General features: G+C 70.3%; 15 protein-coding genes and 1 pseudogene. 8 read left to right on the forward strand and 8 right to left on the reverse strand.

The window, feature by feature from the left end; translation table 11 throughout:
* Window positions 1-166: 166 nt before the first annotated feature.
* Entirely contained in the window at window positions 167-1,000 is an 834-nt protein-coding gene (locus OIE47_RS23575) for an alpha/beta fold hydrolase (protein WP_326556703.1), read from the forward strand.
* On the opposite strand, the gene OIE47_RS23580 is transcribed toward OIE47_RS23575, so the two are convergent.
* The 4 genes from OIE47_RS23580 to OIE47_RS23595 form a co-directional block, all read right to left on the reverse strand.
* Window positions 987-1,436 (reverse strand): hypothetical protein, encoded by a 450-nt coding sequence (locus OIE47_RS23580; protein ID WP_326556704.1) that lies wholly within the window; start codon window positions 1,434-1,436, stop codon window positions 987-989. The genes OIE47_RS23575 and OIE47_RS23580 overlap by 14 nt on opposite strands.
* A 44-nt stretch (window positions 1,437-1,480) precedes the next feature.
* Window positions 1,481-2,296 (reverse strand): alpha/beta fold hydrolase, encoded by an 816-nt coding sequence (locus OIE47_RS23585; protein ID WP_326556705.1) that lies wholly within the window; start codon window positions 2,294-2,296, stop codon window positions 1,481-1,483.
* 86 nt (window positions 2,297-2,382) lie between these two features.
* Window positions 2,383-3,033: a response regulator transcription factor gene (locus tag OIE47_RS23590; protein ID WP_326556706.1), complete on the reverse strand. Its 651-nt coding sequence runs from the start codon at window positions 3,031-3,033 to the stop codon at window positions 2,383-2,385.
* Entirely contained in the window at window positions 3,021-4,202 is a 1,182-nt protein-coding gene (locus OIE47_RS23595) for a sensor histidine kinase (protein WP_326556707.1), read from the reverse strand. Before OIE47_RS23595 ends, OIE47_RS23590 begins: the two co-directional genes overlap by 13 nt.
* Before the next feature lie 111 nt (window positions 4,203-4,313).
* Here OIE47_RS23595 and OIE47_RS38055 point away from each other — a divergent pair.
* The 3 genes and pseudogenes from OIE47_RS38055 to OIE47_RS23605 form a co-directional block, all read left to right on the forward strand.
* Window positions 4,314-4,607 (forward strand): annotated as a pseudogene (locus OIE47_RS38055) (hypothetical protein); the annotation flags it as partial.
* On the forward strand, window positions 4,597-5,499 hold the full coding sequence (locus tag OIE47_RS23600) for a serine hydrolase domain-containing protein (RefSeq protein WP_326556708.1): 903 nt from the start codon (window positions 4,597-4,599) through the stop codon (window positions 5,497-5,499). The pseudogene OIE47_RS38055 and the gene OIE47_RS23600, both read left to right, overlap by 11 nt.
* Window positions 5,500-5,548: 49 nt before the next feature.
* Window positions 5,549-7,204: an alpha/beta hydrolase gene (locus tag OIE47_RS23605; protein WP_326556709.1), complete on the forward strand. Its 1,656-nt coding sequence runs from the start codon at window positions 5,549-5,551 to the stop codon at window positions 7,202-7,204.
* A 184-nt stretch (window positions 7,205-7,388) separates the two neighbouring features.
* Here the strand turns inward: OIE47_RS23605 and OIE47_RS23610 are convergent, their stop codons facing one another.
* On the reverse strand, window positions 7,389-7,877 hold the full coding sequence (locus tag OIE47_RS23610; RefSeq protein ID WP_326556710.1) for a glutathione peroxidase: 489 nt from the start codon (window positions 7,875-7,877) through the stop codon (window positions 7,389-7,391).
* A gap of 142 nt (window positions 7,878-8,019) precedes the next feature.
* Between OIE47_RS23610 and OIE47_RS23615 the strand changes: the two genes are divergently transcribed.
* On the forward strand, window positions 8,020-9,675 hold the full coding sequence (locus tag OIE47_RS23615; RefSeq protein ID WP_326556711.1) for a glycosyl hydrolase family 18 protein: 1,656 nt from the start codon (window positions 8,020-8,022) through the stop codon (window positions 9,673-9,675).
* Between the two features lie 520 nt (window positions 9,676-10,195).
* On the opposite strand, the gene OIE47_RS23620 is transcribed toward OIE47_RS23615, so the two are convergent.
* The 3 genes from OIE47_RS23620 to OIE47_RS23630 all read right to left on the reverse strand — a co-directional run bounded on the left by OIE47_RS23620 (window position 10,196) and on the right by OIE47_RS23630 (window position 11,518).
* On the reverse strand, window positions 10,196-10,393 hold the full coding sequence (locus OIE47_RS23620) for a DUF397 domain-containing protein (protein WP_326556712.1): 198 nt from the start codon (window positions 10,391-10,393) through the stop codon (window positions 10,196-10,198).
* A gap of 65 nt (window positions 10,394-10,458) precedes the next feature.
* Window positions 10,459-10,656 carry a DUF397 domain-containing protein gene (locus OIE47_RS23625; protein WP_326556713.1) on the reverse strand — a complete coding sequence of 66 codons (198 nt, stop codon included), beginning with the start codon at window positions 10,654-10,656 and terminating at the stop codon, window positions 10,459-10,461.
* Window positions 10,649-11,518: a helix-turn-helix domain-containing protein gene (locus OIE47_RS23630; protein ID WP_326556714.1), complete on the reverse strand. Its 870-nt coding sequence runs from the start codon at window positions 11,516-11,518 to the stop codon at window positions 10,649-10,651. The genes OIE47_RS23625 and OIE47_RS23630 overlap by 8 nt, the downstream gene beginning before the upstream one ends.
* Window positions 11,519-11,975: 457 nt before the next feature.
* On the opposite strand from OIE47_RS23630, the gene OIE47_RS23635 reads away from it, so the two are divergent.
* From OIE47_RS23635 to OIE47_RS23645, 3 genes are read left to right on the forward strand one after another with little or no spacing between them, the layout of a single operon-like run.
* Window positions 11,976-12,254: a hypothetical protein gene (locus tag OIE47_RS23635; RefSeq protein ID WP_326556715.1), complete on the forward strand. Its 279-nt coding sequence runs from the start codon at window positions 11,976-11,978 to the stop codon at window positions 12,252-12,254.
* Window positions 12,251-12,457 (forward strand): hypothetical protein, encoded by a 207-nt coding sequence (locus OIE47_RS23640; protein WP_326556716.1) that lies wholly within the window; start codon window positions 12,251-12,253, stop codon window positions 12,455-12,457. Before OIE47_RS23635 ends, OIE47_RS23640 begins: the two co-directional genes overlap by 4 nt.
* Before the next feature lie 29 nt (window positions 12,458-12,486).
* Window positions 12,487-12,759 carry a hypothetical protein gene (locus OIE47_RS23645; protein WP_326556717.1) on the forward strand — a complete coding sequence of 91 codons (273 nt, stop codon included), beginning with the start codon at window positions 12,487-12,489 and terminating at the stop codon, window positions 12,757-12,759.
* Window positions 12,760-12,960 lie beyond the last annotated feature (201 nt).

Raw genomic sequence — 12,960 nt, forward strand, 5'->3', positions numbered from 1 at the left:
GCCGATCGAGCGGTTCCGCACCAAAGAGTCCCGTTCATCGGACTCCCAGGCAAGTGCAGCACGTCAAGTAATCAAATCGTTACTCGAAGATATTGCCTGGTCGCCGCGTTGCGGGCCGAGAATTCGGGCGGCGGGGTGGGCGGTTCCCACCCGCGAGGGGGTGCCCATGGTGGCGGTCGGCGAGTGGCGCACGGTGAGCCGGGACGGCGTACGACTGGCCTGCCTCGACCGGTCCGGCCCGCAACCGCCGGTGCTGTTCCTGCACGGGCTGGCCGGTCACGCGGGGGAGTGGGACGCGAGCGCCGCCGCCCTCGACGGCACCCACCGGGTGCTCGCCCTGGACCAGCGCGGACACGGCCGCAGCGAACGCCGCCCCGCGCAGGTGACCCGTTCGGCGTACGTCGCCGACGTCGCCGCCGTGGTCGGCGCCCTCCGGGCCGCCCCGGTGGTGCTGGTCGGACACTCCCTCGGCGGGCACACCGCGATGCTCACCGCGGCCCGCTACCCGCGCCTGGTCCGGGCCCTGGTGGTGGTCGACGCCTGGCCGGGCGGTGACCGGGCGGACCCGAGGAGGATCGGCGAGTGGCTGGCCAACTGGCCGGTCCCGTTCCCGTCGTACGCGGACGCGGTGCGTTTCTTCGGTGGCGGCGACCGGGGTCGGGCCTGGGCGGACGGGCTGACCGAGGAGGTCGACGGCTGGCGGCCCCGGTTCGTGCCGGAGCTGATGGTCGAGTCGGTACGCGAGGCGTCGACCACGCCGTTCTGGGCCGACTGGTCGGCGGTCCGCTGCCCCACCCTGCTGGTTCGGGCCGGTCGGGGTGTGGTCGGGGCGGACCAGGCCCAGCGGATGCTGGACCGGCTGCCCGGCAGCGAGCTGGTCGAACTGCCGGACGCCGGCCACGACCTGCACCTGGAACGCCCGCGCGAGTGGCAACGGATCCTGCGCGACTTCCTGACCCGGCTGCCCCACCCGGCGGCGCCGGTGCCTAGGCCCGGGTGAACTCCATGACCCAGTTCGTCTCCCAGGTAACTCCTCCGTCGGCGGAGAACTCCTGCTCCCAACGGGCCGAGTTCGGGGTGATGCCGGACCAGATGAAATGGGCCTTGATCGGCGCACCTTCGTGGGTGTCGTCGCCGTAGAAGTCACCCCGGCCGTCGGCGAAGGTGCCGACCACCGGCGGGTAGAGCAGTCCGGTACGGCTGTTCGCCCAGTACAGCGACCACTGCTTGCGCTCGGTGTCGAACAGCCGAAGCGTCATTCCCCGCGTACCGGTCTCCGGAAAGACGATCTCCTCCACGTTGCCCACCCCGCCGAGGACCGGCTGGCAGGTGCTGCTGGACGGGTACGTGTCCCAGTCGTCGCTGTCGGAGAAGATCTTCGTGAGTTGGCGGTTGACTATGTTCCACGAGCCGATGAGAAAGTCGAAGTCGTTCATGGGTGCTGATTGTGTACCGCGTACCCCACGATTTCTGCCCCGTGTCAGCCGGCGGGGTGGTCCAGCGGTGGCCCGCCGAGCACCGCCGTGCACCGGGCCAGCCAGTCCAGGGTCAGCCCGCGGAACGCCTCCGGCTGCTCGAACGGCAGGTAGTGCCCGGCGTCGGTGAGCAGGGCGTAACTTGCCGCCGGGTAGCTGGCCAGGGCACGGAACTGGTCGGCGTACCCGGCGATGTAGTCCTGGCGGCCGGCGATCAGGCTGGTCGGTCCGAGGAAGACCCGCGTGGAGGTCTCGTCGGAGAGCTGGTAACCGGTGTTGCGCAGCCGCTCCAGGTACTCCTCGTCGCCCGGCCCCGACGCGGCCAGGACCATCGCCACCCGTTCGGCCGCCTCCCTGGTCCGGTTGCCCAATGCCACCGACAGGTGGGTGCGCAGGTCCGGGGGCACGTCGACCAGCCAGTCGGCCTGCTCGCTCACCACCGGAGCCACCGGGACGTCCCGGTCGGCCGGCAGGATCCTGGTGCCGTGGCAGATCAGCAGCAGCCCGGCGACCTGGTCCGGCCGGCGCCGGGCCAGCCCGGCGGCGAGGTAGCCGCCGTAGGACCAGCCCGCGACCAGGAACGGGGCGGTGCCGATCTCCGCGTCGACGAAGTCGGCGACCGCGTCGAGCACACCGTCGGAGTTCTCCGGGCCACCCGGGGACCGGCCGGTGCCGGGCAGGTCGAGGTAGATCCGGCGCAGCCCGGCACTGGCGGCCACGGCCGGTTCCAGTGCGGCCACCATCGCCGACCCGGCCAGGCTGAAACCGGGCAGGCACAGCATCGGCAGACCGGTTCCGTAGCTTTCCGCCACCAGGCTCATGCGGTGATCAAATCACGTCCGTCGGCCTCGCCCGGCCCGATTCTCCGACCAGCGAAATCGTCGACCGGACCAGGCCGGCTCCGCGCTCAGCCGGGGTGATGCCCGAGGTACGTGAGCACCGCGATCACCCGCCGGTGGCCGCTCTCGTCGGGTGGCAGGCCGAGCTTGGTGAAGATGTTGCCGATGTGCTTGCTGATCGCCCGTTCGGTGACAAAGAGCTGCCCGGCGATGGCGGGGTTGCTGTGCCCCTCCGCCATCCGGGCCAGCACCTCGCGCTCGCGTGGACTCAGCCCGGCCAGGGGACTGCGCTGCTGGCCGGCGACCAACTGCGCCACCACGTGCGGATCCATCGCGGTGCCACCGGCGGCGACCCGGCGCAACGCGTCGAGGAACTCGTCGACCCGGGACACCCGGTCCTTCAACAGGTACCCGATCGCGCCCTGACCGTCGGCGAGCAGTTCGGTGGCGTAGGCCCGCTCGACGTACTGCGACAGCACCAGCACCGGCAGACCGGGGTGCCGGGTACGGGCGGCCAGCGCCGCACGCAGCCCCTCGTCCCGGTACGTCGGTGGGAGCCGGATGTCCACGATGGCGATGTCCGGCCGCTGCCGGTCGAGCGCGGTGAGGAAGTCCTCGGCGGTGGCGACGGCGGCGGTCACCTCGAAGCCGGCCGTGCCCAGGAGCAGTTGCAGTCCCTCCTGGAGGAGGACGTTGTCCTCGACGATCAGGACACGCACGGCAACTCCACCCGCAGCACCGTCGGCCCGCCGGGCGGGCTGGACAGTTCGGTACGCCCGTCGAGCGCCGCGACCCGCTGCCGGATCCCGGCCAGACCGGTGCCCCGGCGCTCGTCGGCACCACCGACCCCGTCCTCGGCGAGGCGTACGACGAGCCGGTCACCGGGATGTTCCAGGTGCAGTTCGGCCCCGCTGGCACCGCTGTGCCGGGCGACGTTGGTCAGGGCCTCGGCGATGACGAAGTAGGCGGCGCTCTCCACCGCCGCAGGCAGCCGGCCCAGCGGGGCGATCCGCAGGGTCAGCGGCACGGGACAGGCCGCGGCGAGGGCGTGCACCGCTCCGGACAGACCCCGGTCGGCGAGGATCGGCGGGTAGATGCCCCGGACCACGGCGCGCAGCTCGGTGAGAGCGTCCTCCACTCCCGACCTGGCCCGGCCGACGAGCTGGTCCGCGAGTGCCGGGTCGGCCGCCCGGCGGCTCTGCGCGACCCCGAGCTGGATCGCGATCGCCACCAGCCGGGCCTGGGTGCCGTCATGCAGGTCGCGTTCGATCCGGCGCAGCTCGGCGGCGTGCGCGTCCAGGGCCCCGGCCCGGCTCTCGGACAGCTCTGCCACCCGGCGGGCGAGCGATTGACCCGGTCCCGGTGCGAGCAGTGCCCGGTTGAGGCGGGCCTGGGCCAGCGCGAGCACCGGCACACCCCAGCGCAGTACGGCCAGCGCCCCGGCCGTGAGCAGGGGCGGCACCAGCAGCGCGTGTGACCAGGTGGTGATCGGGACAACGAAGGTCAACGGCCGACCGCCCGGTACGCCCCACCAGAGCGCCGGCACGACCACCACACCCGCGGCGACCAGCCACAGCAGCAGCACCCCGGCGGCGAACGGGATCCCGGCAATCGGGTGCAGCCCGAGCCAGCCGAGCCGTCGCGGGTCGAGCGGACCGGGTTCCGCCTCTTCCTCGTCCTCCTCCTGGTGCAGGTAACGGGTGGCGCGGCGGTGCTCGTACCCGACCAGCGTTCGGGCCAGTCGTGCGGCCGGGCGCAGCAGGGGCAGGCCGATGCCGACCGGGATGAGCACCGTGGCCACCGCCAGCGCGACGAGCACTCCGATCGAGGCGAGCCCGGTCAGGCCGCCGGTCAACACCTGCCGGGTCGCCGCCCACGCCGTCCGCACGCCCCCATTCTCCGGGCCGTGGACGCGGGTGTCAGGTGTAGCCAGCTACACCTTTTACCGGGGTGCACGGTCCATCGCGGAGTACGCCACCGCGTACCTAACGTCACCGGTATGAGAAGTCGTGAATGGACAAGGCGGTGTTTCGCCCTGGTCGGCGGCCTGCTGTTGCTCGGGGGGACGGTTGCCGTACCGGGTGTCGCCACCGCCCACCCGGGACGTGGCGGGCCGCCGGTCCGCTGCACCGACCATCCCGGTACGGCCGCCGCCCTGACCGAGCTGACCACGACGTACGGGCTGGTCGGTGCGGCGGTCGAGGTGCACGCCCCGGGGTGTGGGCGGTGGAGTGCCGGCAGTGGTCTCGCCGACCTGCGTACCGGCCGCCCGATGTCGGCCGATGAACGGATCCGCATCGGCAGTACCACCAAGACCTTCACCGCGACCGTGGTGCTCCAACTCGTCGCCGAGGGCCGGGATCGACCTCGACACTCCGGTCGAGCGGTACCTGCCCGGACTGGTCCGGGGCAACGGCTACGACGGCCGGCGGATCACCGTCCGGGACCTGCTCCGGCACACCGGCGGCCTGCCCGACCACGTGGACGCGCTGGACTGGGACCGGGTGGAGAGCTGGCGGCTGCGGCGTTTCGAGCCGGCGGAACTCCTGGCCCTCGCCCTGGCCCAGCCGCCACCGCCGGCCGGGTGGAACTACTCGACCACCAACTACCTGCTGGCGGGGCTGATCGTGGGGCGGGTCACCGGTCGGGACATCGGTGCGGAGATCACCCGGAGGGTCATCGTCCCGCTCGGCCTGCGGGACACGTACTGGCCGGGGGACTCGGTGCGGATCCGGGGGCCGCATCCGCGCGGCTACGCGCCGGTCGAGGTGGACGGCACCGTACGGAAGGTGGACCGGACCGACTTCCACATGTCCTTCGGCGGTGCCGGTGGGGCGTTGGTGTCCACCCTGGCCGACCAGCACCGGTTCTTCACGGCGCTGCTCGGTGGCCGGCTGCTGCCGCCCGCCCAACTAGCCGAGATGCGGCAGACCGTACCGGCCGATCCCGACCGGCTGTGGCCGGGCGCCCGGTACGGCCTCGGCCTGATCTCGACCCCGCTGGACGGCTGCGGCGGGGGCACCTACTGGGGCCACGGCGGGACGACGCCGGGTTTTCGGACGCTCGGTGCAACCACCGTCGACGGGCGGTCCGTGCAACTCGTCGTCAACGACGAACCCATGTCGTACGAGGGCTGGGCGGCCCTGCACGCCACCGTCCGTACCGCCCTCTGCGAAGCCCGATGAGCCCGGACAGCGGTCTACCGCAAACCGTCCACAGGAGAGGCAGGAGAACATGAACAGAGCAGGGTGGAAGAGCGCCTCGGCGATCCTCGTCGCCGCACTGACGACCGGTGCCGGCCTGTCGGTGATCAACATGGCCGGCGCTGCCGTCGCCGGTGCCACTGCCAGCGGTGCTGCTGTCACCGGCGCTGTCACCGGCGCCGCCAGCGGTCCTGCTGTCACCGGCGCTGCCAGCGGTGCTGCTGTCACCGGCGCTGCCGGGAGCGACAGGCTGGCCGGGTACCGGCATCAGCGGGTCGACTGGGGGGACTGCCGGCAGGACGTGGGCGACGAGGCGGGCGGGGAACTGGACCGGGCCGGGGCGAGGTGTGCCGAGATCACCGTGCCGCTGGACTACACCCGGCCGGGCGGTCGGGCGATCACCATCGCGATGTCCCGGCTGGCGGCGACCGACACCGCGAACCGGATCGGCGTACTGCTGCTCAACACCGGTGGTCCCGGTGCACCCGGCCGGACCGACGTGCTCCCGGTACGCGACTGGATGGGTGACGTCGGGGCGCGGTACGACCTGATCGGCATGGACCCACGGTTCGTCGGCCGCAGCACCCCGTTGGACTGTGGCTGGCCGACCGGTACCTGGACCCGTTCGGCCGGACCTGACCGGGCCGGCTTCGACCGGGTGGTGAAGTTCGAACGGGACCTGGCCGAACGGTGTGCCCGCAGCCAGCCCGACCTGCTGCCGTACGCCTCGACCCGGAACACCGCCCGTGACATGGACCTGATCCGGGCGGTGCTGGGTGCCCCGAAGCTGTCCTACCTCGGCTACTCGTACGGCACCTACCTGGGTGCGGTCTACGCCCAGTTGTTCCCGGAGCGGGCGGGCAGGATGGTGCTGGACAGCGCGGTCGACCCGCAGCGGTACGGTCCCGAGCTGCTGCATGACGCCGGCCCGGCCAACGAGACGGCGCTGCGCGACTGGGCCCGGTGGACCGCCGACCGCCATTCCGAGTACGGACTGGGCATCACGCAACGGCAGGTGCTCGCCACCGTGGACCGGATCTCGGCAGCCGCCGCGCGCCGGCCGCTGGTGGTGGGCGACTACCGGGTGGACGCGTCCCTGGTGCCGTTCCTGCTGTTCAACCGGCTCTCAGACGACCGCGACGAGACCGGTGACGACCTCGCCGAGACCGTACGTGTGCTGGCTCGGGCGGCGGCCGGTCTGCCGGCCGAGCCGACCCCGTCGCTCGCCGACACCCTCGAATTCGCGTTGACCGGCGCGGAGTCGGCGTACGGCAGCGTGCAGGCGGCGATCATCTGTGCCGACCGGGCCGGTTCCCGCGACCCGGAGCACTACTGGCGTGGGATCCGGGAGCACCGGGCAGCCGAGCCCCGGTTCGGGGCGTTCGTCCGGAGCCCGGGCCCGTGCATGTCCTGGCCGGTGCTGCCCCGCGAGCAGCCGACCAGGGTGGACAACAACGTGCCGGCGCTGATCGTGGCCGCCACCGGGGACACCCGGACCATCTACCAGCACGCGCTGGCGATGCACCGGGCGCTGACCGGCTCCCGCCTGCTCACCCTGGCCGACGCCCGCATCCACGGCGTCTACGGCAACTACGCCAACGCCTGCGTCGACACCACCGTGAACACCTACCTACGCGACGGCCTGCTGCCGCCCACCAACCCAACCTGCCCCACCCAAACCCCCTAACCCTCCCCCCTGCCCCTCCCCCCTGCCCGCCACACCGGCCACGTCGACGATCTTGCACTTGTGGTGGTACGCAAATCCGAAGGAATGCCCTGATTCGGGGCACCACAACTGCAAGATCGTCGGCGGGTGCGGGGCGGGACGTTCGGGGGGTGGGGTGGGGGTGGGGGTGGGGTGGGGTGGGGGGTTAGTGGGGGAGGGCCTGTTCGATGGCGGTGGTCAGGTCGGGGGACTGGGGGTCGGTTTTGGTGGGGAAGCGGGCGGCTACCGTGCCGTCCGGGGCGACCAGGAACTTCTCGAAGTTCCACCGGATGTCGCCGGTGTAACCGTCCGCGTCGGGGGAGTCGACCAGTTCGGCGTAGAGCGGGTGCCGGCCGGGGCCGTTCACCTCGATCTTCTCCGTCAGCGGGAACGTCACCCCGTAATTGGTCGAGCAGAACTCGGCGATCTCCTCGGCGGTGCCGGGTTCCTGGCCGGCGAACTGGTTGCTCGGTACGCCGAGCACCACCAACCCGCGCTCGCCGTAGCTGTCCTGGAGCGCCTGGAGACCGGCGTACTGCGGGGTGCTGCCGCACTTGGAGGCGACATTGACCACGAGGACAGCCTTGCCGCGGTACTGATCCAACCGGGCCGGACCGCCGCCGAGCGCCGCCAGGTTGATGTCGAAGATCGTCATGTGCGTGAGGTTACCCGCTGACCTGGTCATCCGCCGACATCCGGAAATCGAAACATGGACATCTTGACGGAGTGGTGAACCCGTGAGTAGCGTCTCACTTGCTATTTGGAAAGTTTCCTAACTGTTGTCAGGGAGACGCCGCATGAGAAGTTCCCTCCGTCGGGCGTTCTGGGCCGGCGCCGTGGTCGCGGTGGCGGTCGCCGCCGTCCCGGTGACCGCGGCCTTCGGCGCCGGAAACGTCACCACCACGTTCGCGGCCGCCTCCGACTGGGGGACCGGTCACGAGGCCCGCGTCACGATCACCAACGGCACCGACGCCTCGCTCGCCACCTGGCGGCTGGAGTTCGACCTGCCGTCCGGCACCACCATCGGCAGCTTCTGGGACGCCGACGTGACCCGGACCAACAACCACTACGTAGCGGTCAAGAAGAGCTGGGCCGGTGCGCTCGCCCCCGGCGCCTCGTTCTCCTGGGGCTACAACGGCACCGGCGCGTACAAGGCACCGCTGAACTGCACCATCAACGGCGCCTCGTGCGGTGGCGGAACCACCCCGACCACCCCGCCGACCACCCGGCCGCCGACCACCCCACCCACCACCGCGCCGCCCACCACCGCGCCGCCGACCACCCGGCCGCCAACCACCCCGCCGCCCACCACCACGCCGCCGACCAACCCGCCGCCGGGCGGCAAGAAGGTCGTCGGCTACTTCGCGCAGTGGGGCGTCTACGGCCGGAACTACCACGTCAAGAACATCGTCACCAGCGGGTCCGCGTCCAAGCTGACCCACATCATGTACGCCTTCGGCAACACCACGAACGGCCAGTGCACGATCGGTGACAGCTACGCCGACTACGAGAAGGCGTACACGACGGCGGACAGTGTGGACGGCGTGGCCGACACCTGGGACCAGCCGTTGCGGGGCAGCTTCAACCAGTTGCGCAAGCTCAAGGCGGCGTACCCGAACATCAAGGTGATCTGGTCGTTCGGTGGCTGGACCTGGTCCGGCGGCTTCACCCAGGCCGCGGCGAACCCGACCGCCTTCGCGAACTCCTGCTACAACCTGGTCGAGGACCCGCGCTGGGCGGACGTGTTCGACGGCATCGACATCGACTGGGAGTACCCGAACGCCTGTGGCCTCACCTGTGACGCCAGCGGCCCGAACGCGTTCAAGAACGTGATCCAGGCGCTGCGTACCCGGTTCGGTTCTTCCGCCCTGGTCACCGCGGCGATCACCGCGGACGGGACCAACGGCGGCAAGATCGACGCCACCGACTACGCCGGGGCGATCAACAACCTGAACTGGCTGATGCCGATGACCTACGACTACTTCGGCGCCTTCGCCGCGCAGGGCCCGACCGCCCCGCACTCGCCGCTGACGTCGTACAGCGGTATCCCGACGGCCGGCTTCTACTCCGACGCGGCGATCCAGAAGCTGAAGAGCAAGGGGATCCCGGCCAGCAAGCTGCTGCTGGGTATCGGCTTCTACGGTCGCGGTTGGACCGGGGTGACCCAGGCGGCACCGGGTGGCAGTGCCACCGGGGCGGCGCAGGGCACCTACGAGGCCGGCAACGAGGACTACAAGGTCCTCAAGAACACCTGTCCGTCCACCGGCACCATCGCCGGCACCGCGTACGCCAAGTGCGGCAGCAACTGGTGGAGCTACGACACCCCCAGCACCATCAACGGCAAGATGTCGTACGCCAACAACCAGGGTCTCGGTGGCTCCTTCTTCTGGGAGCTCTCCGGCGACACCACCAACGGTGAACTGATCACCGCGGTCAAGAACGGCCTCGGCTGACCCCGACGGCTGACGCAACACCCACGTGACAGGTACCACCAGCAGTAGGACGGTCCCCGTCCGACCCGCGCCCACGGGTCGGCCGGGGACCTCACTCGTACCCCGCCCCGGCGGTGCCTGTCCCGCCCCGGCGGCCCGGCGGTGCGTGTCCCGGCCCGGCGGTGCGTGTCCCGCCGGGGCGGGCTGTGGCGGTCCACTGCCCCTATGGGGGCAGAAATTCGCCACAGCACCACCGATCTTGAAGTGCGGTTGGCTTGAATTTCGCCCGATGGGTGGGCGCGCGGCTATCGGTGGCGGTCGGCCGGGACTTCGGGAACCGGTCCATGTACTCCCGAGTGCTCATCCTCGGGCCAGCGCGGTTCCCTGTACGACATCGGGCCAGCACTGTCAGGCGCCGTGACTGCTGACCGGTCCCCGGCCGGCCCGCGCCCACGGGTCGGCAGGGGACCGGCGCTGGGCCAGCAGAACAAAGAAAGCCCCCAGCGTCAACGCCGGGGGCTTTCTTCCTATCGGTCTGTCGTCAGTGGGCTGCGGTCTTGGCGAAGCCGACGAAGGCGCTCCACGCCGCCGGCCCGAAGGTCAGGGTGCCACCGTCACGATCCTTGGTGTCCCGCACCGCCACGACGCCGGGCAGGTTGTCCGCCACCTCCACGCAATCACCGCCAGTGCTGCCGCTGCGGGTGCTCTTACGCCACCGTGCGCCGGTCAGGTCACGCATCGTCGCTCTCCTTGCTGGCTCCGAAACCACGTCGGCGGCTTGCCAAACTTTCGTGATGCTCCTGCTCAGCTAGCCGAGGTCTTGGCGAAGCCGACGAAGGCGCTCCATGCCGCCGGCCCGAAGGTCAGGGTGCCACCGTCACGGTCCTTGGTATCCCGAACGAAAACGTGCCCCGGCAGATTGTCGGCGACCTCCACGCAGTTGCCGCCGGAACCGTTGCTACGACTGGACTTGCGCCAACGGGCGCCGGTGAGGTCACGCATTGTCAATCTCCTTGGCGATCATCGCTATCAGGTCGGCCGACCGGCCTGGGTCCAGGGCCGAGTCTTCGAGCGCCTTCCATGCGCCATCGTACGTCGCGACCTCCGTCGGCTTGTCCAGGTACAGGGCGCCCGTCAGCGACTCGCAGTAGACGGTGGTCGGCTCCGGGGTGCGGACCCCGACCGCAGGGAAGTCCAGGATGACGAAACTGCCGCCGGCCAGCGCGTAGTTGAGTCGGGCCAGCGTGGGCACGACCCGGATGCTCACCCGGTTGGTCTTCCCCTGCTCGTTGAGGTGCCGGAGTTGCCGAGCCATCCCTGGCACCTGCCGGCGGAGCGCGGCCTCGTCGAGCAGGACGTCAAGTTGTGGCGGGGTGGGTGACTTGCGGCGGAGCAACTGCTGGCGTTCCATCCGTACGAAGACCAGACGGTCGACCTCCTCATCCGCGATCTCCGGGTGGGAGCGCAACAGTGCCTCGGCGTACTCCCTGGTTTGCAGGAGTCCCGGCACGGACGCCGGCTCGAAGTGGCGCAACCGGGAAGCCGCCGACTCCAGGCCGACGTACAGCTCGAACCAACTCGGGATCGCCGCGCCGTGCGCGTGCCACCAGCCCTTGGCCTTGGTTTCGGCTGCGAGCGCGATGAGCGCCTCGGTCATCTTGGCCGACACGCCGTACGCCGTGCACATCGACACGACGTCAGCCCGTCGTACGGCGGCGTATCCGCCCTCGATCCGATACATCGTCGCTCGGGACCATTCTTGATCTCTTGCTGCGGCCTCGAGAGTGATCCCCGCTTGTTCGCGAGCCTGCTTCAGATACCGACCCAGTTGCCTACGCGGTACGGACGATCCCGTATCCGTCATTCGTCCCCCTGTCTCAATTTCCTGCATCCGCGAAGCGATTATGCGACGGCTGAACGTCGGATGTCGATACAGCGACTACTTATTTTGAATTGTCGCAAGATCGACCATTGCAATCTCCGGAAGCTGCCGTACAGAGTGGACTGCAAGCGGTTCCGCTCGGATCCACATCCCTTCGGCGAAGCCCGTCGACAAGGACGGGTGGAACTGCGCGGGGCCGTCCCGCCCCCACGGGACGGCCCCGCAGCCAACATTGAGGAGGTGCGATGTTACTCATCCGACGCTGGCGGGAGCTGCTTCGGCGGCGAACGTCGGTCGCCGCTTCGCCGCAATCGGACGTGACGCAGCCGCCACCCGTACCGCCGTGCTGGGCCACGGAGGCGATCGCCGAATACCGGCCGCGCATCATGACGCTCGGCCAGCAAACCGGGTATCGCGTACGGGATCGGCGTGGTCGGGCATGACCGGGCGAGCGGGGGAAAGCCCCGTACATCTGCCCCTGAAACCGCTGTGGATCTGCCGTACGGATGCCCAGCCGTGGCCCTGCGCGGACGCGCGGCTCGACCTGGCGGCCGGTTTTCGCGACAAGACGATCAACCTGACCCTCTTCCTGGCCGCTCAATTCGTCGAGGCGCTGGAAGATCTCCACTCGATCGATCCGCAACTGGGCGAGCCGCCCGACTCCCGCATCCTCTACGAACGGTTTCTGGGCTGGGTGCAGGTACGGCGTACCGAATGAGCGCCCTTACCAAGGTCACGTTCAATCTCACTCCGGCCGCCGCCGACGCGCTCGACTTCCTGGCCGGAGTAACCCTCAGCCGGACCGACGCCCTCAACCGGTCGCTCCTGCTGGCGCAGCGGCTGGAAACCATCGCCCCCGGTGGTGAGTTCGTGGTCGTCCTGCCCGACGGCTCCCGGCACCGGATCGTCCAACTGACCTGACTTCCTTTAGAGAACGGAGCTGCCCGGTGATGGACGACGACGAGGACGATCTGCGCGCCCCGCACCGCCCCGGTGCCGACTGGCGCTGCCGCGATGACAACGGGGAGTGGCCGTGTCCGGTTTTCCGGCGCCGGATGTGGACGCTCTACCGGGACGACCCGGACCGCATGCTGGCGTTCATGGCGCACTTCCGGGACAGGGCGGCTCCCGTCCTGGTGGAGCTGACCGCCGAGCAGATCGAGGTCCGGTTTCTCGGCTGGATCGACGAGCCGCCGATCCGTCGCCGGCTGCGGGCGGTCTGACCGATGACCGGAGCCACTCGGCGTCCGGTGCCCGAGGCGCCCAGCAGGTGCTGCCACTGCCCGCTCGAATTCCCCGACCTGGTCACGGGCCAGGTGGCGCCCATCCACCTTGAGGTGGGCGCGCAGGGGAAGACCTGTTTCGGCTCCGGTGCTCGGACCATCTCCCTGGCCCCAACGACCCCACGGAGGAGCTGACGGAGC

It is taken from the genome of Micromonospora sp. NBC_01796, from assembly GCF_035917455.1.
Lineage (GTDB): Bacteria > Actinomycetota > Actinomycetes > Mycobacteriales > Micromonosporaceae > Micromonospora_G.